23 protein-coding genes are annotated in these 22,287 nt (G+C 71.7%); 13 read left to right on the forward strand and 10 right to left on the reverse strand.

Translation table 11 applies throughout. The features are described from left to right. Nucleotides 1-2 precede the first annotated feature (2 nt). Both NI25_RS12955 and NI25_RS12960 read left to right on the forward strand, forming a co-directional pair. On the forward strand, nt 3-953 hold the full coding sequence (locus NI25_RS12955; RefSeq protein ID WP_061442596.1) for an amino acid ABC transporter permease: 951 nt from the start codon (nt 3-5) through the stop codon (nt 951-953). After that, a complete protein-coding gene (locus NI25_RS12960) occupies nt 950-1,711 on the forward strand; it encodes an amino acid ABC transporter ATP-binding protein (RefSeq protein WP_061442597.1) in 762 nt (253 codons plus the stop codon). The genes NI25_RS12955 and NI25_RS12960 overlap by 4 nt, the downstream gene beginning before the upstream one ends. A gap of 62 nt (nt 1,712-1,773) precedes the next feature. On the opposite strand, the gene NI25_RS12965 is transcribed toward NI25_RS12960, so the two are convergent. Continuing rightward, nucleotides 1,774-2,583 carry a class I SAM-dependent methyltransferase gene (locus NI25_RS12965; protein ID WP_061442598.1) on the reverse strand — a complete coding sequence of 270 codons (810 nt, stop codon included), beginning with the start codon at nt 2,581-2,583 and terminating at the stop codon, nt 1,774-1,776. A gap of 98 nt (nt 2,584-2,681) precedes the next feature. Between NI25_RS12965 and NI25_RS12970 the strand changes: the two genes are divergently transcribed. Continuing rightward, nucleotides 2,682-3,311 (forward strand): CGNR zinc finger domain-containing protein, encoded by a 630-nt coding sequence (locus NI25_RS12970; RefSeq protein ID WP_061442599.1) that lies wholly within the window; start codon nt 2,682-2,684, stop codon nt 3,309-3,311. Here the strand turns inward: NI25_RS12970 and sodX are convergent. After that, nucleotides 3,215-3,649 (reverse strand): nickel-type superoxide dismutase maturation protease, encoded by a 435-nt coding sequence (sodX, locus tag NI25_RS12975; protein WP_061442600.1) that lies wholly within the window; start codon nt 3,647-3,649, stop codon nt 3,215-3,217. The two genes, NI25_RS12970 and sodX, sit on opposite strands and share 97 nt — an antisense overlap. A gap of 145 nt (nt 3,650-3,794) precedes the next feature. Between sodX and sodN the strand changes: the two genes are divergently transcribed. After that, nucleotides 3,795-4,190, forward strand: a complete 396-nt coding sequence (sodN, locus tag NI25_RS12980) for a superoxide dismutase, Ni (RefSeq protein WP_003973716.1) — start codon at nt 3,795-3,797, stop codon at nt 4,188-4,190. A gap of 435 nt (nt 4,191-4,625) precedes the next feature. Here sodN and NI25_RS12990 read toward each other — a convergent pair whose 3' ends face one another. The 3 genes from NI25_RS12990 to NI25_RS13000 all read right to left on the reverse strand — a co-directional run bounded on the left by NI25_RS12990 (nt 4,626) and on the right by NI25_RS13000 (nt 8,123). Next, the gene (locus NI25_RS12990) at nt 4,626-5,252 is read right to left on the reverse strand and encodes a GNAT family N-acetyltransferase (protein ID WP_061442602.1); all 627 of its coding nucleotides are present in this window, start codon (nt 5,250-5,252) and stop codon (nt 4,626-4,628) included. A 215-nt stretch (nt 5,253-5,467) separates the two neighbouring features. Further along, nucleotides 5,468-6,631 carry a family 2 encapsulin nanocompartment cargo protein polyprenyl transferase gene (locus NI25_RS12995; RefSeq protein ID WP_061442603.1) on the reverse strand — a complete coding sequence of 388 codons (1,164 nt, stop codon included), beginning with the start codon at nt 6,629-6,631 and terminating at the stop codon, nt 5,468-5,470. An 85-nt stretch (nt 6,632-6,716) separates the two neighbouring features. Beyond that, complete coding sequence (locus tag NI25_RS13000) at nt 6,717-8,123, reverse strand: family 2B encapsulin nanocompartment shell protein (RefSeq protein WP_061442604.1); 1,407 nt, start codon at nt 8,121-8,123, stop codon at nt 6,717-6,719. Nucleotides 8,124-8,482: 359 nt separating this feature from the next. On the opposite strand from NI25_RS13000, the gene NI25_RS13005 reads away from it, so the two are divergent. Then, nucleotides 8,483-9,061 carry an N-acetylmuramoyl-L-alanine amidase gene (locus NI25_RS13005; protein WP_061442605.1) on the forward strand — a complete coding sequence of 193 codons (579 nt, stop codon included), beginning with the start codon at nt 8,483-8,485 and terminating at the stop codon, nt 9,059-9,061. Between the two features lie 116 nt (nt 9,062-9,177). Beyond that, entirely contained in the window at nt 9,178-10,086 is a 909-nt protein-coding gene (locus NI25_RS13010; protein WP_061442606.1) for a 1-aminocyclopropane-1-carboxylate deaminase/D-cysteine desulfhydrase, read from the forward strand. A 44-nt stretch (nt 10,087-10,130) separates the two neighbouring features. On the opposite strand, the gene NI25_RS13015 is transcribed toward NI25_RS13010, so the two are convergent. Continuing rightward, the gene (locus NI25_RS13015) at nt 10,131-11,723 is read right to left on the reverse strand and encodes a Na+/H+ antiporter (protein ID WP_061442607.1); all 1,593 of its coding nucleotides are present in this window, start codon (nt 11,721-11,723) and stop codon (nt 10,131-10,133) included. Nucleotides 11,724-11,785: 62 nt separating this feature from the next. On the opposite strand from NI25_RS13015, the gene NI25_RS13020 reads away from it, so the two are divergent. The 3 genes from NI25_RS13020 (at nt 11,786) to NI25_RS13030 (ending at nt 13,792) form a co-directional block, all read left to right on the forward strand. Next, on the forward strand, nt 11,786-12,046 hold the full coding sequence (locus tag NI25_RS13020) for a UBP-type zinc finger domain-containing protein (protein ID WP_061442608.1): 261 nt from the start codon (nt 11,786-11,788) through the stop codon (nt 12,044-12,046). 250 nt (nt 12,047-12,296) lie between these two features. Continuing rightward, nucleotides 12,297-12,710, forward strand: coding sequence for a hypothetical protein (locus NI25_RS13025; protein ID WP_061442609.1), 414 nt, complete (start codon nt 12,297-12,299; stop codon nt 12,708-12,710). Further along, nucleotides 12,707-13,792 (forward strand): RNA polymerase sigma factor SigF, encoded by a 1,086-nt coding sequence (locus NI25_RS13030; RefSeq protein ID WP_061442610.1) that lies wholly within the window; start codon nt 12,707-12,709, stop codon nt 13,790-13,792. The genes NI25_RS13025 and NI25_RS13030 overlap by 4 nt, the downstream gene beginning before the upstream one ends. Before the next feature lie 19 nt (nt 13,793-13,811). Here the strand turns inward: NI25_RS13030 and NI25_RS13035 are convergent, their stop codons facing one another. Beyond that, nucleotides 13,812-14,270, reverse strand: a complete 459-nt coding sequence (locus NI25_RS13035; protein ID WP_061442611.1) for a hypothetical protein — start codon at nt 14,268-14,270, stop codon at nt 13,812-13,814. Nucleotides 14,271-14,403: 133 nt separating this feature from the next. Here NI25_RS13035 and NI25_RS13040 point away from each other — a divergent pair, with 133 nt between their 5' ends. Together NI25_RS13040 and NI25_RS13045 are read left to right on the forward strand one after the other, a co-directional pair. Beyond that, entirely contained in the window at nt 14,404-15,372 is a 969-nt protein-coding gene (locus NI25_RS13040; protein WP_061446901.1) for a diacylglycerol/lipid kinase family protein, read from the forward strand. A 320-nt stretch (nt 15,373-15,692) separates the two neighbouring features. Next, nucleotides 15,693-15,950 (forward strand): WhiB family transcriptional regulator, encoded by a 258-nt coding sequence (locus NI25_RS13045; RefSeq protein ID WP_003973730.1) that lies wholly within the window; start codon nt 15,693-15,695, stop codon nt 15,948-15,950. 194 nt (nt 15,951-16,144) lie between these two features. Here NI25_RS13045 and NI25_RS13050 read toward each other — a convergent pair whose 3' ends face one another. Beyond that, on the reverse strand, nt 16,145-17,620 hold the full coding sequence (locus NI25_RS13050; RefSeq protein WP_061442612.1) for a sensor histidine kinase: 1,476 nt from the start codon (nt 17,618-17,620) through the stop codon (nt 16,145-16,147). 433 nt (nt 17,621-18,053) lie between these two features. Continuing rightward, entirely contained in the window at nt 18,054-18,698 is a 645-nt protein-coding gene (locus NI25_RS13055; RefSeq protein ID WP_061446902.1) for a TetR/AcrR family transcriptional regulator, read from the reverse strand. Nucleotides 18,699-18,794: 96 nt separating this feature from the next. Here NI25_RS13055 and NI25_RS13060 point away from each other — a divergent pair, with 96 nt between their 5' ends. Further along, nucleotides 18,795-19,547, forward strand: a complete 753-nt coding sequence (locus tag NI25_RS13060) for an SDR family oxidoreductase (protein ID WP_061442613.1) — start codon at nt 18,795-18,797, stop codon at nt 19,545-19,547. Between the two features lie 134 nt (nt 19,548-19,681). After that, nucleotides 19,682-20,467, forward strand: coding sequence for a glucosamine-6-phosphate deaminase (nagB, locus tag NI25_RS13065; RefSeq protein ID WP_061442614.1), 786 nt, complete (start codon nt 19,682-19,684; stop codon nt 20,465-20,467). A 325-nt stretch (nt 20,468-20,792) separates the two neighbouring features. Here nagB and NI25_RS13070 read toward each other — a convergent pair whose 3' ends face one another. Next, nucleotides 20,793-22,283 carry a glycoside hydrolase family 3 protein gene (locus NI25_RS13070; protein WP_061442615.1) on the reverse strand — a complete coding sequence of 497 codons (1,491 nt, stop codon included), beginning with the start codon at nt 22,281-22,283 and terminating at the stop codon, nt 20,793-20,795. Nucleotides 22,284-22,287 lie beyond the last annotated feature (4 nt).

A 22,287-nucleotide genomic window follows, 5' to 3' on the forward strand; every position in this document is an offset into this window, starting at 1 on the left:
CAGTGACTGTTGACATCGACAAGACGGCGGGCGGCCCGCCCGGCACCCCGCCGACCCGGCCGGAGGCCATCAAGGCCATCCCGGTGCGGCACTACGGGCGGTACGTCTCCGCGGTGGTCGCGATCGCGCTGCTGGCCGCGGTCGTGTACGCGTTCTCCCAGGGCAAGATCAACTGGGGTGCGATCCCGGACTACTTCTTCGACGACCGTGTCCTGACCGGCATGGGCAAGACACTGCTGATCACCGTCCTCGCGATGCTGATCGGCATCGTCGGCGGCATCCTGCTGGCGGTGATGCGGCTGTCGAAGAACCCGGTGACCTCGTCCATCGCGTGGTTCTACATCTGGTTCTTCCGCGGCACGCCGGTCCTGGTGCAGCTGGTCGTCTGGTTCAACCTCGGCCTGGTCTTCGAGTACATCAACCTCGGACCGTTCTACCGCGACGAGTGGTCGGACTTCATGACGCCGTTCCTGACGGCGCTGCTCGGCCTCGGCCTCAACGAGGCGGCGTACATGGCGGAGATCTGCCGCGCCGGTCTGCTCGCGGTCGACGAGGGCCAGACCGAGGCGGCGCACGCGCTCGGCATGAGCCACACCAAGACGCTGCGCCGGATCGTGGTCCCGCAGGCGATGCGCGTGATCGTGCCGCCGACGGGCAACGAGGTCATCAACATGCTGAAGACGACCTCGCTGGTGTCGGTCGTCCAGTACGCCGAGTTGTTCAGAGTCGCCCAGGACATCGGCCAGACCTCGGGCGCCCCGGCCGAGATGCTGTTCCTCGCGGCGGCCTGGTACCTGCTGCTGACCTCGGTCTTCAGCGTCGGCCAGTACTACCTGGAGCGCTACTACGCCCGCGGCTCCAGCCGCAGCCTGCCGCCCACCCCGATGCAGAAGATCAGGGCGAACCTGTTCTCCCTGTCGAACCGCTCCAGCACGACGGGAGGTGCGGCATGACCGCCATGGTCAAGGCCGAGGGCGTCCACAAGTCCTTCGGTGCCGTCGAGGTCCTCAAGGGCATCGACCTGGAGGTGAAGCAGGGCGAGGTGTTCTGCCTCATCGGCCCCTCCGGCTCCGGCAAGTCCACCTTCCTCAGGTGTATCAACCACCTCGAGAAGATCAACGCCGGGCGTCTCTACGTCGACGGCGAGCTGGTCGGCTACCGCCAGAAGGGCGACAAGCTCTACGAGCTGAAGGACAGCGAGGTCGCCCTCAAGCGCCGGGACATCGGCATGGTCTTCCAGCGCTTCAACCTGTTCCCGCACATGACGGCCCTGGAGAACGTCATGGAGGCGCCGGTCCAGGTGAAGGGCATGGGCAAGTCCCAGGCCCGGGAGCGCGCGCGGGCTCTGCTGGAGCGGGTGGGCCTGGGCGACAAGGCCGGCAACTACCCCTCGCAGCTCTCCGGCGGCCAGCAGCAGCGCGTCGCCATCGCGCGGGCCCTGGCGATGGACCCGAAGCTGATGCTGTTCGACGAGCCGACCTCGGCGCTCGACCCGGAGCTGGTCGGCGACGTCCTCGACGTCATGCGCGACCTCGCCGAGTCCGGCATGACGATGGTCGTCGTCACCCACGAGATGGGCTTCGCCCGCGAGGTCGGCGACAGCCTGGTCTTCATGGACAACGGCGTGGTGGTCGAGTCGGGCAACCCCCGCGACGTCCTGACCGACCCGCAGCACGAGCGGACGAAGGCGTTCCTGTCCAAGGTCCTCTGAGACCAGGTGCGCACCAGGGGCGGTACGGATCTCCCGTACCGCCCCTGGCCGCTTTCAGCGGCTCACTTCACGGCCAGCAGCAGGGTGTCCGACGGCGAGCACCACACCGGGCGCGCCTCGCCGAAGCCCTTGTCGCGCAGTACGCGCGCGTGCCACGCCGCCGGGGGCATGTCCCCGTCGGCGTGTTCGCCGTAGATCTCGAAGCGGCGGGCGGTGGGCCCGGCGAGCACGGGGTCCTTGCCGGCGAGCTGCCACCACTCGGACCAGTCCAGGGCGCCCTCGCCCTTGGCGGCGTCCATCCGTGAGTGCCGCTGGGCGCGCTCGGCCGCGTTGATCCGGGGCGTCGTGTCGTCGATCATGTGGTCCGCGTTCATGAAGACACCACCGTCGCGGACCAGCCCCGCGACCCGACCGTAGAGATCCGCGAGGGGTTCGGCGTGGAACCAGTGCAGGGCCGTGGCGGTCAGCACCGCGTCGTACGCGTCGTACGGCAGCTTCGCCGGCCAGTCGGGGTCCTTGAGGTCGGCGGTGACGAAGGAGACCCGGTCGTCGTCCGCGAAGGTGCCCTCGGCGATGGCGAGGAGCGCCGGGTCGAGGTCCACGCCGGTGCTGGTGGCCTGCGGGAACCGGGCGAGCAGCCGGGCCGTGATGGTGCCGGTGCCGCAGGCCAGGTCGAGGACGCGCGGCGCGGGGCCGACGAGCGCCTCGACCATGTCGAGCATGATCCGGAACCGTTCCTCGCGGTCCGGCATGTACCACTCCTGCTGCCGGTCCCAGCTCTCCTGCCAGGCCTGCCAGTCGGCACCCGCCGCCGCGGCCGTCGTTGTGGTCACCGTGGTCGCCGTAGTCGTCGTGGCGTCCGCGTCCGTCATCGAGCCCCTCCATGCCTGCGTCACGTAATACCCTGGAAGCACGATCAGCCATTACTGGCCGCAGGCACGACCCTAGAGCCCCTTCGTAAGGACTACAAGTGGAACTGGCCTATTACTCGGATTACGCCGTACGTCTCGTCAACACCGAGGAACCCTCGCGGGGCCAGGACTCCCTGACCTCGGTGGAGGCCGTCCGCGAACTCTTCGGCGCCAACCAGTCGGCGGCCCGCCGCGCGTCCGACGCCGACGTGACGCGGTTCCGCTCGGTCCGGGGACGGCTGCGCGCGGTCTTCGAGGCGGCCGACGGCGGCGACGAGACCCTCGCCGTGGACCTGCTGAACTCACTGCTCCTGGAGTTCCCGGTGAGCCCGCAGATCTCCGGGCACGACCAGCGCGCGGAGGACGGCAGCCCGCTGTGGCACATGCACCTGGCGGACCACCCCTCCAACGCGACGGCCGGTTTCGCGGCCATCGCCGCGATGGGCCTGGCCTTCCACCTCACCGAGTACGGCGTCGACCGGCTGGGCCTGTGCGAGGCGGCCCCGTGCCGCAACGCCTACCTGGACACCTCGACCAACCGCTCCCGGCGCTACTGCTCCGACCGCTGCGCCACCCGCGCCAACGTGGCGGCCTACCGCGCCCGCAAGCGCCTGGAGGCCGACCGGTCGGCCAGCACCGGCCTGACCGCCGACAGCGCCCAGCGGACCACGGAGAACGGCGAGCGCTGACCCGCCCGCGGCCGGTACCGGAACCGGACCCTGCCCAGGACGAGGTCCTGCGGCACGACCCCGTAGTCGGTGCTGTCCCCGCCGGCGAAGGCGTTGTCCCCGAGCACCCACCAGCCCGTCCCGCGCCGTTCGGCCGCCCGCTTGACCACGAGCAGGTCCTGCTGGAAGGGGTGGCGCAGCACCACCACGTCCCCCGGCCGGACCCGCGCCCCCCAGTGCACCAGCAGCACGTCGCCGTGGTGCAGCGTGGGCACCATCGACGGCCCGGTCACCTCGGCCGGCCCGAAGGGCAGCGCCCCTCTGGCGCGCTCGGTCTCCTGCGACAGTTGCTCCGGCATCACCCGGCACCTCCCCGGTCTTTCCTCCACCAGTCTCAGTCTCACCCCGGACTTTTGTCCTAAGCCCACGGGGGCACTCGCGAAATCGGGTCTCCCAGGGAGTAATGTCCCCCCTGAGAAGACGATCACGAGGAAGGAACGCTTCATGCTTTCCCGCCTGTTTGCCCCCAAGGTCACGGTCAGCGCCCACTGCGACCTGCCCTGCGGCGTGTACGACCCGGCCCAGGCCCGCATCGAGGCGGAGTCGGTGAAGGCCGTCCAGGAGAAGATGGCCGGCAACGACGACCCGCACTTCCAGACGCGCGCCACGGTCATCAAGGAGCAGCGCGCCGAGCTCGCGAAGCACCACGTCTCCGTGCTGTGGAGCGACTACTTCAAGCCCCCGCACTTCGAGAAGTACCCGGAGCTGCACCAGCTGGTCAACGACACCCTGAAGGCCCTGTCGGCCGCCAAGGGCTCGAAGGACCCGGCGACCGGTCAGAAGGCCCTGGACTACATCGCCCAGATCGACAAGATCTTCTGGGAGACCAAGAAGGCCTGACGAAGGTCCACGCCCCGGGGCCGGCGATCGGTGCACCATCGCAGGCCGCAGGAGACCCCGAAGGGGCCCGGCCGTATCCCGGCCGGGCCCCTTCCGGTTGCCCCGGGGCAGGCGTCCTCTCCGCCCGGTGCCCGGTCGCTCCCTCAGGGCGTCTCCGCGGTCGCCCCTCGGCGGTGTCGCACCGGTTCGGTCGGCGCCCCGCCCTCGGCGGTCCGGGCGTTCGGCTCGGAACATGCCGTGCACTTCGGGTTGTGGCACGGACCGGGGGCCCACGTCGGGACCCACGCGCCCAGCGTCTTGTGGCGCCGGACGACTGCTTCGACTGGCTGTCCGCACTGGGGACAGACGTACGTGTCGCTGTCCATACCCCCAGGCTAGGCCGAATGGCGGCTCAGCGCTTCCGGTGGTACGTGCGGATTGAGCGCGGTTGAGCGATCAACGGATCCGGGGCTCGCGCCACATGGGCCACATCCGGGGGCCGTCCGGCAGATCGAGGGCCCGTCCCGTGAACTCGAAGCCGAGGCGTTCGTACAGCACCTTTCCCCGGGCGCTGCTCGCCTCCAGGTAGGCGGGCAGGCCCTCGCGGTCGCAGCGGTCCAGGACGCTCTCGATCAACGCGGTGCCCAGCCCCTCGCCCTGCCGTTCGGGGACGACACCGATCATCCACAGGTACTCGTGGGCGCGGCCCGAGGGGTGGATGCCGTCCGTCAGCCGGGCTATCGACTCCACGCGCTCGTTCTCCGGGTCGACGGCCTCGCGGATCCGCGCGGGTATGTCCTCGCCCTCGTCCCCGGACCCGTCGTCCGGTTCGTCACCCGCATGCCCGTCGGCCGGTACGGACAGCCACAGCGCGCAGGCGGCACCGTCCTCGGTGAGGTCGATGCGCCCGTCGGCGAGGACGGCGTCGGTGAACGCGGCCATGAGCCGGTGGTGCGTCCGGCGACGGTACTCCTGGCCCGGGAAGACCCAACTGCTCACCGGATCGTTCTGGAAGGCCTCGTCCAGCAGCCGGACGACCAGCGCCCGGTCGTCCTCGCCCGCCGTCCGGATCAGCACACCCATACCCAGCCCCTTCGACTCAACTTCGCTCGCACGTACGGCGGTTGAGCCTATCCGGTGACTCCGCGCGCCCGGCCGGAGAGACAGGAGGCGGGCCCCGCACACCGTGGGGAAGTGCGGGACCCGCCGGTCCGGAGCCGGCGGCGGTGCGGCCGTACGTCGGTCAGGTGCCGTACGGCCCTGCACGGGCTCCGGGGTCTTGCGCGGCCGGGTGGCCGTCAGGTGCTGCGCCGGGTCACGAACTCGGCCAGCGCGAGCAGACCGCCCGCCGCCTCCGGGTCGGGTACGGCACGGGCCAGCTCCTGCATGGCCCTCGCCATCCGGTCGGCCGCCTGGGCCTGCGCCCAGTCCCGGCCGCCCGCCCGCTCCACGGCCAGGGCGGTGCGCTCCAGGTCCTCCTTGTCCTTGTCGTACGGCGCCGCGTACAGCTCGGCGAGTTCGGCTGCGGCCGGGGAGCCGGAGGTGAGGGCGGCGACCACCGGCAGCGACTTCTTGCGGGCGGCCAGGTCCGCACCGGCCGGCTTGCCGGTGTGGCGCGGGTCGCCCCATATGCCGATGACGTCGTCGATGAGCTGGAAGGCCAGCCCGGCCTCGCGGCCGAAGGCGTCCAGGGCCTCGACGTCCTCCGCGGCGGCACCCGCGTACAGCGCGCCGAGGGCACAGGCGCAGCCCAGCAGTGCCCCCGTCTTCGCCTCGGCCATGGCGAGCGTCTCGTCGAGGGTGACCTGGCCCGGCGGACGCCCTTCCATGGCCGTGTCCGCGTGCTGGCCCTCGCACAGCTCCATGACGCAGTCCGCGAGCCGGGCGGCCGCCGCCGCGGACGCCGGGTGCGGGTCCGCGGCGAGCAGCCGCAGGGCGAGCGCCTGAAGGGCGTCCCCGGCCAGGATCGCGTCGGCGTCGCCGAACACGGCCCACGCGGTCGGCCGGTGACGGCGGGTGGCGTCCCGGTCCATCACGTCGTCGTGCAGCAGGGTGAAGTTGTGGACCAGTTCCACCGCTGCCGCGGCCCGGCCGGCCGCCGCACGGGCCGCCGGCCCGCCGAGCGCGGTCGCCGCGGTGAGGACGAGCGCGGGGCGGATCGCCTTTCCCGCGTTGCCCGTCGCGGGCGTGCCGTCCGCGTGCTGCCAGCCGAAGTGGTAGAGCGCGATCCGGCGCATCCGGTCGGGCAGCGAGGCGATGGCGGAGCGCAGTTCGGGGTCGACCGACGCGCGTGACTCCCTCAGGAGCACGGCCGCCTCGTGTCCTTCCGCCACCGGCCCCTGCCCCTGCCCCCCTGACGACTCCCCCGGCTCGTTGTCCCGCTGTGTGCCGATGGGTCCGTGCGTTTCCGGCGTTCCGGTGGAACGGCGCGTCACGGTGGCACCGCTCCCGATCTCCGTCATGGACTCACCTTCCCCCTGGGCCCGTCCGTACCCCCGGGGTGTACCCGCCCCGAGGGGCGGGAACACGGCGTTGCGGACAGTGGCGTCACTGCCAGCGGCCGATCTCGACGTTCTCCAGGACGCCGAGCGCGTCCGGCACGAGGACCGCGGCCGAGTAGTAGGTCGTGACCAGGTACTTGATGACGGCCTGTTCGTTGATGCCCATGAAACGCACCGACAGACTCGGCTCGATCTCGTCGGGGATGCCGGTGGCCCGCAGACCGATGACGCCCTGGTCCTGCTCGCCGGTACGCATCGCGATGATCGAGGACGTGCGGGCCTCGGTGACCGGGATCTTGTTGCACGGGTAGATCGGCACACCGCGCCAGGTCGGGATGCGGTTCCCGGCGATGTCGATCGTCTCCGGGACGAGTCCGCGCTTGTTCAGCTCGCGGCCGATGGCGGCGATGGCCCGCGGGTGGGCGAGGAGCAGCTTGGTGCCGCGCCGGCGGCTGAGCAGTTCGTCGAGGTCGTCCGGGCCGGGCACGCCGTCGTGCGGCTGGATGCGCTGGTCGTACTCGCAGTTGTGCAGCAGGCCGAACTCACGGTTGTTGATGAGTTCGTGCTCCTGACGCTCCTTCAGCGCCTCGACCGTCAGCCGGATCTGCTGCTCGGTCTGGTTCATCGGCTGGTTGTACAGGTCGGCCACGCGCGAGTGGATGCGCAGCACCGTCTGGGCGACGCTCAGTTCGTACTCGCGGGGCCGGGCCTCGTAGTCGACGAAGGTGTGCGGGATGTCCGGCTCGCCGCTGTGACCGGCGGAGAGGTCGATCTCCTTCTCACCGTGCTTGTTGGTGCGCTGCTCCGGGATCGCGCGCCGCTGCTCCAGGTGCTCGCGCAGGGAGTCGGCGCGCTCCGCCACCTGCTCCACCTCCTGGCGGGGCAGCACGAGCACCGTGCAGGCGGTCACCGTGCGGGCGGTGTACTCCCAGATGGCGTCCCCGTCGAGCAGCGCCTGGTCGCCGAAGTAGGCGCCGTCGGCGAGAACGCCGAGCACCGCGTCGTCGCCGTAGGGACCGGTACCGACCTTCTCGACCTTGCCGTGCGCCAGCAGGTAGACCTCGTCGGCACGGCCGCCGAACGAGGCGATCACCTCACCGGGACCGAACTCCCGCTGCTCGCAGCGCTGCGCGAGCTCCGACAGGACCTCCTCGTCCTCGTACGAGCGCAGGGCCGGCAGCTCACCCAGCTCGGCGGGGATGACCTCGACGCGGTCTCCGGTCTTCACGAACGTCACGCGGCCGTCGCCGACGGCGAAGGTCAGACGCCGGTTCACCCGGTACGTGCCGCCCTGAATGTCCACCCAGGGGAGCGTGCGCAGCAGCCAGCGCGAGCTGATCTCCTGCATCTGAGGAACGGATTTGGTGGTGGTGGCCAGGTTCCGCGCGGCCGCCGTGCCGAGGCTCTGCTGCGGCCTGGTCTGCTCGGTGCGGACCTCTTCGCCTACCGACATAAGGAATTGCCCTCCCGGTCATGCCGGACGACTGCGCCCGGCATCGATGTGCGTGGACCAGCCTTCCTCACGGAGCGTGCCGGTGCTATTACACGAAAGAGCGGGAATGGATCACGCGCGGCCGGGGCAGATATGGGGGCTTGTTCGGCGTCCGGGTGACAAGTCCGGCGCGGAGCCGCCCACTTCGGCGGCTCCGCGCCGGGACGGGAGTGTCCGAAACCGCTCGCACACGGGCCGAACACGGAACGGCCGGAGCGAACAAGCAATAGGAGGCACTCCGTTTCGGTACAAGCTCCGTACGAGGCGGTCGCGTCGGGCGGTCGTCGCGCAGCGCGAAGGAGCCGGCCGTGGCCTCACCCATGTCCGCGAGCAGTTTCCTCAAGGCACTGAAGGCCGAGGGCCTCACCGTCGTCGAGGTCGGTGACTGGCGGGAGCACAACCGCAACCACAAGGGGCCCTGGGGGCCCGTGCACGGTGTGATGATCCACCACACGGCCACCAGCGGCAGCGCGCGGACGGTGGACGTCTGCCGCAAGGGCCACGAGACTCTGTCCGGCCCGCTGTGCCACGGGGTCGTCACCAAGGACGGCCGGGTCCATCTGGTCGGGTACGGCCGCGCCAACCACGCCGGCCCGGGCGACGACGACGTCCTGCGCGCGGTGATCGCCCAGAAGGCGCTGCCCCGGGACAACGAGGCAGGCACCGACGGCAACCGGCACTTCTACGGCTTCGAGTGCGAAAACCTCGGCGACGGCGACGATCCGTGGCCGGCGGCGCAACTGGAGGCGATCGAGCGGGCCGCCGCGGCCGTGTGCCGCCACCACGGCTGGAACGAGCGGTCCGTCATCGGCCACCTGGAGTGGCAGCCGGGGAAGGTGGATCCGCGCGGGTTCACGATGGACTCCATGCGGGAGCGGATCCGCGACCGGCTGAAGTGACCGAGGACCGCCCGAAGTGGTCCGGGACCGGCCGACGCGAGGCGTTCGCCGCGGCCGAACCCGGGGACCGGCGGACGCGAGGTGTTCGCCGCGCGCGGTGGCGTGACAATGGCGGGGTGACCGGCACCGACACCCGCGACCTCGCCGCCCTGCGGCCCCGTCTGCCCTCTCCCCTGCGGGAGGTGGCGGACGGACGCTTCGAGCGGCACGGTGTCCGGTTGCTGCTCAAGCGGGACGATCTGATCCACCCCGAACTGGTCGGCAACAAATGGCGCAAACTGGCGCCGAATCTCGCCGCGGCGGACGGCCGTACGGTCGTCACGTTCGGCGGCGCCTACTCCAACCACCTGCGGGCCACGGCTGCCGCCGGGCGCCTGCTGGGGCTGCCCACGGTGGGTGTCGTCCGCGGTCAGGAACTGGCGGACCTGCCGCTCAACCCCTCGCTGGCCCGGTGCGCAGCCGACGGCATGCGGCTGCGCTTCGTCGACCGCTCGACGTACCGCCGCAAGGCCGAACCGGAGACCCTGGCCGCCCTGCTGCGCGCGGTGGAGGCCGAGGACGCCGTCGTCGTCCCCGAGGGCGGCAGCAACGCCCGGGCCGTCCGCGGCTGCCGCGCCCTGGGCGAGGAGCTGGGCGAACACGCCGACGTGGCCGCCCTCGCCTGCGGCACCGGCGGCACGCTGGCGGGGCTGGCCGCCGGGCTCCCTCCGGGGCGGCGGGCCCTCGGCATACCCGTGCTCAAGGGCGGTTTCCTGGAGGACGACATACGGCGGCTCCAGCAACGCGCGTTCGGCGGGCACCGCGGCACCTGGAGCCTGGACGACCGCTTCCACCACGGCGGCTACGCCCGCACGACGCCCGGCCTCGACGCCTTCGCCGAGGACTTCGAGCAGCGCCACGGCCTGGCAGTCGAGCGCGTCTACGTCGCCAAGCTGCTGTACGCCCTGCTCGCGCTCACCGAGGAGGGCGCCTTCCCGCGCGGGACGACCCTGGCGGCGGTCGTCACCGGCCGCCCCTTTCCCTAGGGCCTGCCCCTTCCCCCAGCGCCTGCCCGGGCCGGAGCGCCGGCTCATGTGGTCTCCCGGTAGGCCGCCGCCTCCTCCAGGTCCAGCCGGCGCAGCAGCGTCCGGAGCATCTCGTCGTCGATGTAGCGGCCGTCCCGCAGGCGGACGAAGACCTCTCGCTCGGCGCTGATCATCTCCCGGGAGAGCCGCCGGTAGGTGTCGTCGACGGTCTCGCCCGTGACCGGATTGACCTGGCCGAGCCGTTCCCAGACGGCGTTGCGACGGCGCTCCAGCACCGTGCGGAGGCGGTCGGCGAGGGGGGCCGGCAGCGTGTTGCGCTCGTCGGCGAGCAGGTCGTCCAGGCGCTGTTCGGCGACCCGCGAGGCCTGCGCCTGGGCGTTGGCCTCCGCCAGCGTCTCGGCCCGCACGTCGTGCGCGGGGAACTTCAGCAGGCGGATCAGCGGCGGCAGGCTGACACCCTGGACGACCAGCGTGCCGATGACGGTGGTGAAGGTCAGGAACAGGATGAGGTTGCGCTCCGGAAACGGCTCGCCGCCGTGCACGGTCATCGGGATGGAGAAGGCGATGGCCAGGGAGACCACGCCCCGCATCCCGGCCCAGCCGATCACGAACGGCCCCTTCCAGGAGAGGTCGCCCTCGCGCGCGCGTACGCGTGCCGACAGCCGGGGCAGGAAGGTCGCCGGATACACCCACACGAACCGCGCCACGGCGACCACCAGGAAGAGGGCGAGCGCGTACCAGGCGGCGTCGGTCCCCTCGTACTCCCCCAGGCCCTTGAGGACGACCGGCAGCTGGAGTCCGATGAGGGCGAACACGGCCGACTCCAGGACGAACGCCACCATCTTCCACACCGCCTCCTCCTGGAGCCGGGTGGCGAAATCCACCTCCCACGCGCGGTGGCCCAGATAGAGCGCGACGACGACCACCGCGAGCACCCCCGAGGCGTGCACCTGTTCGGCGACCGCGTAGGCGACGAACGGGATCAGCAGGGAGAGCGTGTTCTGCAGCAGCGCCTCCGTGAGGTGGGTGCGCAGCCAGTGCAGGGGCACCATCAGCACCAGCCCGACGCCGACGCCGCCCACCGCCGCGATCAGGAACTCGCCGATGCCGCCGGCCCAGGTGGCGCCCTCGCCGACGGCCGCCGCGAGCGCCACCTTGAAGGCGGTGATCGCGGTGGCGTCGTTCACCAGGGACTCGCCCTGCAGGATCGTGGTGATGCGGGAGGGCAGCCCCACCCGGCGGGCGACCGCCGTGGCCGCGACGGCGTCCGGCGGCGCCACGACCGCGCCGAGCACCAGGGCCGCGGTCAGCGGCAGGCCCGGCACGATGAGGTAGGCCGCGCCGCCGACGACGAAGGTGGCGAACAGGACGTAGCCCACGGACAGCAGCGCGACGGGCCGGGCCTGTGCCCGCAGGTCGAGGTAGGAGCTGTCGGTGGCCGCCGTGTAAAGCAGCGGGGGCAGCAGCAGGGGCAGCACGATGTGCGGGTCGAGGGTGTAGTCGGGCACACCCGGGACGTAGCTCACCGCCAGGCCCGCCGCGACCAGCAGCAGCGGCACCGGCACCGGCACCCGCCGTCCCGCCGCGGCGACCGCGGCGCTGCCGGCCACCAGCAACAGCAGCGGCATCACGTCCATCGTCCTCGCCCGCCCTCGTTCTTCCGCGCGGTCTCCCGCACAGCCGTCGTAACCTGGCAATCATGAAACAGTGCACGCACGCCGACGCGCTGCCGCACCCGGAACCCGAGCCGTGCGGCGAGACCTGCCCGGAGTGTCTGGCCGAGGGCACGGACCCGGTGCAGTTGAGGCTGTGTCTCAGCTGCGGCCATGTCGGCTGCTGCGACTCCTCGCCGAACCGGCACGCGACGGCGCACTACAAGGAGACCGGACATCCGGTGATGCGGACCTTCGAGCCCGGGGAGAGCTGGCGTTGGTGCTTCGTCGATCACGTCCTCGTGTGACCTCCGCCGGGGACGGTTCGAACGTCTGACGTCTGGGTACGTCAACCCGGCGCGCGCTCTTCCGATTTGGGCCCGCCAACCCCCTAGCCACTGTGCGTGTTCGCGTGTTTACTATGAGTGACAGCACGGGGTTGGGGTCCTGGGGACAGGAAACTTCGGAGCGCGATAACGTCACCGCTGAACCATGCATCGCGTTGTCCGAGGGGGCGTCCCTCGGCCCTGCAACGCTTGTACCACCTTGGAGGTGAGGGTGTCCCAGATCGCAGGCGAGCCCGCGACCCAGGACTTCGTCGAAGTCCGGCTGCCGGCCGCGGGTGCCTACCTGTCGGTGCTGCGTACGGCGACGGCCGGCCTCGCAGCTCGTTTGGACTTCACCCTCGACGAGATCGAGGACCTGCGCATCGCAGTCGACGAGGCCTGCGCGATCCTGCTCCAGCAGGCCGTGCCCGGCTCGGTGCTCAGTTGTGTCTTCCGCCTCGTCGACGACTCGCTCGAGGTCACCGTCTCGGCGCCGACCACGGACGGCCACGCCCCCTCGCGGGACACGTTCGCCTGGACGGTGCTCTCCGCCCTCGCGGGCAAGGTCTCCTCCGCCGTGGACGAGGACAACACCGTTTCGATCAGCCTCTACAAACAGCGCGGCGCGGGACCCGGGCCGACGTGAGGGACGGGGACGGGCCGGTGCGGGACGAAGAGCGCGGTACACGGGAGCTGCCGGCCGAGGGCACACGTTCTGAGAACGAGGCGCGACGCACGGCGGACGGCATCGACGGCATCCCCGAGCAGGCCCGGCCGCATCCGGAGGACGAGACCTCGCCCGAGGCCGTCGTTCCGGGCGACGGGCAGCGGACCGGGGGGACCCCCGTCCGGCCCGTCCGAGCGGAGGCGCGGGCTCGGGAAAGGGCGACGGGCGGGACGATGAGCGAGCACGAGCGACACGCCGACGGCCACGCGCCGGGTGCACGGGGCACGCAGGGCACACGGCACGACCCGCAGGACCGCAGCGGGGCGCGCCTGCTGTTCGCCGAGCTGCGCACGCTGGAGAAGGAGAGCCCGGAGTACGCGGAGCTGCGCAATCGGCTGGTCCGCATGCACCTGCCGCTCGTCGAGCACCTCGCGCGCCGCTTCCGCAACCGCGGCGAGCCCCTGGACGACCTCACCCAGGTCGCCACCATCGGCCTGATCAAGTCGGTCGACCGCTTCGACCCGGACCGCGGGGTGGAGTTCTCCACGTACGCGACGCCCACGGTCGTCGGTGAGATCAAGCGGCACTTCCGGGACAAGGGCTGGGCGGTGCGCGTCCCGCGCCGGCTCCAGGAGCTGCGGCTGGCCCTGACGACGGCCACGGCGGAGCTCTCCCAGCTGCACGGCCGCTCCCCCACGGTCCACGAACTCGCCGAGAAGCTGTCGATCTCGGAGGAGGAGGTCCTGGAGGGCCTGGAGTCGGCCAACGCGTACTCCACGCTGTCCCTGGACGTCCCGGACACCGACGACGAGTCCCCGGCGGTCGCCGACACCCTCGGCGCCGAGGACGAGGCGCTGGAAGGGGTGGAGTACCGGGAGTCGCTCAAGCCGCTGCTCGAGGACCTCCCGCCGCGGGAGAAGCGCATCCTGCTGCTGCGCTTCTTCGGCAACATGACCCAGTCCCAGATCGCGCAGGAGGTCGGGATCTCGCAGATGCACGTGTCCCGGCTGCTGGCCCGCACGCTGGCACAGCTGCGGGAGAAGCTGCTGGTCGAGGAGTAGCAGCCGGCCGGCGGTCGCCCTACGGCCGCTTGCCGGCGTTGCCCGGTCCCCGGATGCCGAGGGCCAGGGTGGTCTCGGGGTTGATGAGCAGGTACAGCGCGGTGAGCGCCGCGACACCGAGCACGGCGCCCGCCGGGACGGCGAAACTGTCGGCCCCCGCCATGTTGTAGGCGACGGGCAGCGCCATGATCTGCGTGATCACGGCCGGGCCCCGGCTCCACCCCCGCAGGCGGAGCAGTCCGCGGGCGGCGAGCAGCGGCAGCAGGGCGAGGACGATCAGGGTGACGCCGCCGGTGACGGCCGAGGTGCGGTCGTCGGGGTGTCCGGTGAGGCCTCCCACGAGCATCCAGGCGCCGCCGACGACGAGCGCCAGGCCCTCCAGCCCGGCGATCGCGGCGGCGGCGGTCACCCGGGCGGGGCGAGGCTCTGCCTCCTCGGCGACTGCGGAGACGGGGTCGGGGGTCTGCTCACTGCTCACCCCTGCAGGGTAGCCGTCGGCCCGCCTCCGCCCGCGCCCGCCCGGGTGTCGGGCGTATCACGCGCGGCGGGCCCGGGTGGCGATCTTCACTCCGGTCTGGGCCGAGTACCGCCCGGTAGGTACGCTGCACACCATGCGTGCACTTCTCGTGGTCAATCCGGCGGCAACCACTACGAGTGCGCGTACGCGCGACGTGCTGATCCACGCGCTGGCGAGCGAGATGAAGCTGGAGGCGGTCACCACCGAGTACCGCGGCCACGCGCGCGACCTCGGACGGCAGGCGGCACAGAGCGACGACGTCGACCTGGTGGTGGCCCTCGGCGGCGACGGCACGGTGAACGAGGTCGTCAACGGCCTCCTGCACGCGGGCCCCGACCCGGAGCACCTGCCCGGTCTCGCCGTGGTCCCGGGCGGTTCCACCAACGTCTTCGCCCGCGCCCTCGGCCTGCCCAACCACGCGGTGGAGGCCACCGGAGCGCTGCTGGACGCGCTGCGCGAGGGCAGCGAGCGGACCGTCGGTCTCGGCCTGGCATCCGGTACGCCGGGCACCGAGGACGAGGCGGTCCCGGCCCGCTGGTTCACCTTCAACGCCGGACTGGGCTTCGACGCCGGCGTGGTCGGCCGCGTCGAGCAGCACCGTGAGCGCGGCAGGAAGTCGACACACGCCCTCTACGTCCGTCAGGTGGTGCGCCAGCTCATCGGCGAGCCGCACCGCCGCAGCGGGACGATCACACTGGAGCGGCCGGGCGAGGACCCGGTCACCGATCTGGTGCTGTCCATAGTCTCGAACACCTGTCCCTGGACGTTCCTCGGCAACCGCCCGATCTACGCCTCTCCCCAGGCCTCGTTCGACACCGCGCTCGACGTCTTCGGCCTCAGCCGGCTGTCGACGGCCGCGGTTGCCCGGTATGGCACCCAGTTGCTCACTTCGTCCCCCGAGCGCGGGCCGCGCGGTCGGCACGCGGTCTCCCTGCACGATCTGACCGAGTTCACCTTGCATTCGAAGGTGCCCCTGCCCCTTCAGATGGACGGTGACCACCTGGGGTTGCGTACCAGCGTGACGTTCACAGGCGTACGCCGTGCACTGCGTGTGATTGTGTGAGCAGAAGGGGCGAAAGTCCTTTCACTCGAACGTTTAGACCAGGATCCACCCCATGGAAGTACGGCTGTGACCTAGTCGACACCGAAGAATCAAAAAAAACTTTCCGGAAGGGGTTGTATCCGCCGCCGAGGTTTGCGAGTCTCTTCTTGGCGATCGGGACAGCCCGCAAGACCGGCATCCACAGATCACCGGAACCCCTCTTCAAACCACAGGACCACGCCAGGGAACCTGGCGGTAGGCCCTTCCCTTGTTGAGGGATTCGTGAAAGCGTTCACATTCACAAGCATCCCAGCATGTATTACCAAGGAGAGGTAGCAGCCATGGACTGGCGTCACCGCGCCGTTTGCCGCGAGGAAGACCCCGAGCTCTTCTTCCCCATCGGCAACACCGGTCCCGCGCTGCTGCAGATCGAGGAAGCCAAGGCCGTCTGCCGTCGCTGCCCCGTCATGGAGCAGTGCCTGCAGTGGGCGCTCGAGTCCGGTCAGGACTCCGGCGTCTGGGGTGGTCTCAGCGAGGACGAGCGCCGCGCAATGAAGCGCCGTGCCGCCCGCAACCGGGCTCGTCAGGCCTCCGCCTGACAACCCACCCCTACTGACAGCCTCAGCTTGGCGGCGCGTACAGCGAGTACGCATCCCCCGCTCCCGAGCCGCAGCGCGCAGTACCCCCGATGCGCATCGGACGATGTAGCGCACGAGCACAGGCCTCGGACCTTCACGGGTCCGGGGCTTTTTGCTGTGCCCACCACCCGGCTGTGCCCGTCGTGTGACGGCTGCTACTTCCCGGCCGGCACCGGGATGTCGAGGATCACCCGCGTGCCCCGCTCCGAGGCCGGGACCATGTCGAAGGTGCCGCCCAGCTCACCCTCCACCAGGGTGCGGACGATCTGCAGACCGAGGTTGCCGGAGCGGTGCGGGTCGAAGTTTTCGGGCAGGCCCACGCCGTCGTCCTGGACGGTGACCAGGAGCCGGGCCTCCTTGGTCGTACCGCCGCGGACCGCCGAGACCTCGACCGTGCCGGTGTCGTTGTCCCGGAAGCCGTGCTCCAGGGCGTTCTGCAGCACCTCGGTCAGCACCATGGAGAGCGGGGTGGCGACCTCGGCGTCGAGGATGCCGAAGCGGCCGGTGCGCCGGCCGGTGACCCTGCCCGGGGAGATCTCGGCCACCATCGCCAGCACCCGGTCGGCGATCTCGTCGAACTCCACGCGCTCGTCCAGGTTCTGGGAGAGCGTCTCGTGCACGATCGCGATCGAGCCGACCCGGCGCACGGCCTCCTCCAGCGCCTCGCGACCCCGGTCGGACTCGATGCGCCGGGCCTGCAGGCGCAGCAGGGCCGCCACCGTCTGGAGGTTGTTCTTCACCCGGTGGTGGATCTCCCGGATGGTGGCGTCCTTGGTGATCAACTCGCGCTCGCGACGGCGCAGTTCCGTCACATCGCGCAGGAGGACGAGCGAACCGATGCGGGTGCCCTTGGGTTTGAGCGGGATGGCGCGGAACTGGATCACCCCGTCGTGCGCCTCGATCTCGAACTCGCGCGGCGCCCAGCCGCTGGCGACCTTGGCGAGCGCCTCGTCCACCGGTCCGCGGGAGGGGGCCAGTTCGGCGGTGGTCCGGCCCAGGTGCTGGCCCACCAGGTCGGCTGCCAGGCCCATGCGGTGGTAGGCCGACAGCGCGTTCGGGGAGGCGTACTGGACGATGCCGTCGCCGTCGACCCGGACCAGGCCGTCGCCGACGCGGGGCGAGGCGTCCATGTCGACCTGCTGGTTCTCGAACGGGAAGGCGCCGGCCGCGATCATCTGGGCCAGGTCCGAGGCGCTCTGCAGGTAGGTCAGCTCCAGCCGGCTCGGGGTGCGCACGGTGAGCAGGTTGGTGTTGCGGGCGATGACCCCGAGGACGCGGCCCTGGCGGCGTACGGGGATGGACTCGACGCGGACGGGGACCTCCTCGCGCCACTCCGGGTCGCCCTCGCGCACGATGCGGCCCTCGTCCAGGGCGGCGTCCAGCATGGGGCGCCGGCCACGCGGGACCAGGTGGCCGACCATGTCGTCCTGGTACGAGGTGGGGCCGGTGTTGGGCCGCATCTGGGCGACCGAGACGTAGCGCGTGCCGTCGCGGGTGGGGACCCACAGGACCAGGTCGGCGAAGGAGAGGTCGGACAGCAGCTGCCACTCCGAGACCAGCAGATGGAGCCACTCGAGGTCGGAGTCGTCGAGCGCGGTGTGCTGGCGTACGAGTTCGTTCATGGAGGGCACGGGGCTGAGCGTACCTGGCGGTACGGACGGCGACGGAAACCAGCCACGGTCCACGGCTCCCCCGCCCTCGCCTCCGACCCGGCCCGGACGGCCCCCGGAAACACCCGCGGGCCGCGGCGCCTGAGAGGGACCCTCAACCCTCCCGGCACCGCAGCCCGGAGCAACATCGGCCGTGGGGTGTGCGGTCCCGGTCGGCCGAAGGATGAGGAGCCGGGGCAGTCAGGGCAGAGAGCTCCGGTTCCTCGGTCCGTCCTCCTGTGCGGGGAGGACGGAAGCCCGACGATCACCTTGCGTGAGTGACACGGTCAGTGTCTCAGCGACCATTCTGGACTAGACCACTTACCGTGTCCATGCGGTGGACGTTGTTTGTTGTCGATGGCTCGTACCGACTGCATCCCTGCCGGGCAGCCGCCAGAAGCCTAACCCTGTTGGCTCAACCACGGGGCCAGACCGCCAGGGCAATTTCCGCGAGCGCTTCCAGTTCCGCCCGGGTCGCGCCGTCGCGCGCCTGCTGCGACATGCCCTGGATCATCGCGCCGGTGTACCGGGCGAGGGCCGCGGCGTCGGTGTCCGGCGGCAGCACTCCCCGGTCCACGTCGGCCGCGATCCGGCTCTCGATCGCCGCGATGTTGGCGTTGCGCCGCTCCCGCAGGGACTCCTCGACCTCGGCGGTCGAGCAGTTGGCGGCCGCGTGGACGACGAGGCAGCCGTGCGGCCGGCCGGGGGCCGTGTACTCGGCGGCGGCCTCGCGCAGCATCCGCTCTATGCCCGCACGCGCGGTCGGCTCCTCGGCGAGGGCGCGGTCGCCGAACGAGCCGTACCGCACCCCGTACTCCCGGACGACCTCCTCGAACAGCGAGCGCTTGTCGCCGAAGGCGGCGTACAGGCTCGGGGCACCGATGTCCATGACCCGGGTCAGGTCGGAGACGGACGTGGCCTCGTAGCCGTGCTCCCAGAACGCCAGCAGCGCCGCCTCCAGTGCCGTCGCCCGGTCGAAGGAGCGGGGGCGCCCGCGAGCCCTGCGCGCTCCGCTCCGAGCAGGGGCTTCGGATCGTTCGGTCTTCTCGCCGCTCACCATGGAGTGCATTTTATAGCGTCCACTAGATAAAAGCCTCCCGGCTGCTGTACGGTCATTTCTGTAACGACCACTAGCGAAAGCGAAGGGGGCGCCGGCATGGGCGCGCTTGCAGGCAGGACGGCACTCGTCACGGGGGCCGGCAGGGGCATCGGGCGGGGCATCGCGGAGCGCCTGGGCCGGGACGGCGCCCGGGTCGCGGTGCACTACGGGAGCAACGAGGCGGCGGCGAAGGACACGGTCGCCGCGATCGAGGCGGCCGGCGGATCGGCGTTCACGATCCGGGCGGACCTGCGCGCCCCCGGCGCCGCCGAGACCTTGTGGGAGGAGTTCGACAGACACGCCGACGGCCTGGACGTCCTGGTGAACAACGCGGGAATCGGCAACACGCGCCCCATCGGGGAGATAGGGGAGGCGGAGTACGACGCGGTCTTCACGGTCAACGTGAAGGCGCCGTTCTTCATCCTCAAGCACGGCATGGCGCGGCTGCGCGACGGCGGCCGGGTCGTCAACGTCTCGTCGGGCCTGGCCCGCACGGCCGTGATGCCGGACAACATGGCGTACGCGATGACGAAGGGCGCGCTGGACGTGCTCTCGCGCGACCTCTCCAAGGTGCTGGGCACCCGCCGCATCACGGTGAACTCGGTGGCACCCGGCATCATCGACACGGACAACACGGCGGCGCTGCTGTACGGCAGCCCCGACGGCTGGGAGCGGGCGGCGGCGCTCTCGGCGCTGGGCGGAGTGGGGACGCCGGCCGAGGTGGCCGACGTGGTCGCGTTCCTCGCCTCGCGGGAGGGCCGGTGGGTCACGGGAAGCTGGGTGGACGCCACGGGAGGTTCCCTGACCTGACGCCACCGCCCGGACACCGCCACCCACCTGACCGTTTCGGCGCGACCGCGGGGCCCCACTCTGTTAGATTGGTCTAAACCACATAGCCAGTCCCGGACCCCGGGTGAGTCCTCTCTTCGAAACGGCAGGCCAGCGTGGAAGTTGTCATCGTTCCCGATGCCAGGGCGGGCGGCGAGCTCATAGCCGAAGCCATGGCGCAGCTGCTCCGGCGCAAGCCCGACGCCCTGCTCGGGGTGGCCACCGGCTCGACGCCGCTGCCCGTGTACGAGGCGCTGGCGGCCAAGGTGCGCTCGGGTGCCGTGGAGACCGCGCGGACCCGGATCGCCCAGCTCGACGAGTACGTGGGGCTGCCCGCGGAGCACCCGGAGTCCTACCGTTCGGTGCTGCGGCGCGAGGTGCTCGAACCGCTGGGCATCGGCATGGACGCGTTCATGGGCCCCGACGGGACGGCCGCGGACGTGCAGGGCGCGTGCGAGGCCTACGACCGGGCGCTGAGCGGGGCCGGCGGGGTCGACCTCCAGCTGCTGGGCATCGGCACCGACGGGCACATCGGCTTCAACGAGCCGTGCTCCTCGCTCGCCTCGCGGACGCGTATCAAGACCCTGACCGAGCAGACCCGCGTCGACAACGCGCGCTTCTTCGACGGCGACATCGAGCAGGTGCCGCACCACGTGATCACCCAGGGCATCGGCACCATCCTGGAGGCGCGGCACGTGGTGCTGCTCGCCACCGGCGAGGGCAAGGCCGACGCGGTCGCCGCGAGCGTCGAGGGCCCGGTCGCGGCGGTGTGCCCGGCCTCCGCCCTGCAGCTGCATCCGCACGCCACGGTCGTCGTCGACGAGGCCGCCGCGTCCAAGCTGAAGCTCGCCGACTACTTCCGGCACACCTACGCCCACAAGCCGGACTGGCAGGGCATCTGACCCGGCCCGTCCCCGCACCACAGGGGCGGACACCCACGCGCGCGGAAGGCGCCGGATCCCGTCACAGGGCCCCGGCGCCTTCGTCGTACCCGCACCACCACCGGCACGGCGCCCCCATCCCGGCGACACCGCCCCGGGTACCGGCACCCGGACCCGTACTCCCGTCACCACCGGCGCGCACCCGCACCCGCGCGGCGACGGCCTGCCTCGCCCACCGTCCGGGCTCGCGCGCCCGCCCTTCGCCAAAAGGCCGTGCGCGGCCACGCACACCGAAGGCGCCGGCCCGTCAGGGGACCGGCGCCTTCCGTGCGGCGGCGGGTGGTCGTCAGACGCCGGCGATGGCCTCGGCCGCCGCCCGGCCGCAGACGCGCGCCGCGCCGTGGGTGGCCAGGTGGAGGGCGCCGCGGGCCTGCGCGCGCGGGACGCCCATTTCGACGACGATCGTGTCCGGGCGGGCCGCCAGCAGGACGTCGAGGGCGGCCGCCATCCAGGGGTGCCGGTGCTCGTCGCGCACGACGGCGACGATGCGCCGGGAGCCCGCCGCGGCCAGTGCCTCGCGACCCGCGTCGGCACCGTTGAAGCTGCCGGTCTCGGTTCCCGGGAGCAGGCGGCCCAGCTCGGCGGCCACGCCCCAGGGGGTCTCGTCGCCCACCGCGATGTTCGCCACCGGGGTGAACGCGGCGACGTACGCCGGCTCGGTGAGCGGCGCGGACTCCCCCGCGACGGTGATCCGCAGCGCGCGGCGGGCGGCACGCAGGCCGACGTCGCCGTCCGCGGTGTCCGAAGCCCCCTGGCCCGGCCGGTTCGCCGTGGTCCAGCGGGCCAGCGCCCTGACCCGCTCCGCCGCGTCGGCCAGGCGCTCCTCGGGGAGTTCGCCCGCGCGGACCGCCCCGACCAGCGCGTCGCTCAGCCGCCGTACGGTGCCCTCGTCGGACAGGCCGCCGCCCACGCAGATCGCGTCGGCGCCGGCCGCGATGGCCAGGACGGTGCCGCGTTCGATGCCGTAGGTGCCGGCGATCGCCTTCATCTCGATGCCGTCGGTGACGATGAGCCCGTCGTAGCCCATCTCGCCCCGGAGCAGGTCGGTCAGGATGCGGCGGGACAACGTTGCCGGAAGGTCCGGGTCCAGGGCCGGGACCAGGATGTGGGCGCTCATCACCGCGCGGGTGCCGGCCGCGACGGCCGCGCGGAACGGGACCAGGTCGCGTTCGGCGAGCACGTCGGCGTCCACGTCGATGCGCGGCATGGCGTGGTGGGAGTCGATGCCCGTGTCGCCGTGGCCCGGGAAGTGCTTGGTGCAGGTGGCCACGCCGGCGGACTGCATGCCGGTGACGTAGGCCGCGGTGTGCCGGGCGACCAGGTCGGTGTCGGCGCCGAAGGAGCGTACGCCGATGACCGGGTTGTCCGGGTTGGAGTTCACGTCGGCGGACGGCGCCCAGTTGAAGTCGACGCCCGCGGCGGCGAGCCGTCGGCCCAGTTCCGCGGCGACCGCCCGGGTGAGCCCGACGTCGTCCACCGCGCCGAGGGCGTGGTTGCCGGGGAAGGAGGAGCCGGTGCGCACCTCCAGTCGGGTGACGTCACCGCCTTCCTCGTCGATCGCGACCAGCACGTCCTCGCGCTCGGCGCGCAGCTGTGCGGTCAGCGCCGCCACCTGCTCGGGCGAGGTGACGTTCCGCCCGAACAGCGCGACGGACGCCAGGCCCTCGCCGAGCCGGCGCAGCAGCCAGTCGGGGGCGGTGGTCCCGGCGAAGCCGGGCTGGAGGACGGTGAGCGCGTCGCGCGTGAGGGTGTCGGTGGCCCTGGCGAGGGTCGTCATGGGT

Origin of the sequence: Streptomyces sp. CCM_MD2014, from assembly GCF_000772045.1 — a bacterium.
Taxonomy (GTDB): domain Bacteria; phylum Actinomycetota; class Actinomycetes; order Streptomycetales; family Streptomycetaceae; genus Streptomyces; species Streptomyces salinarius.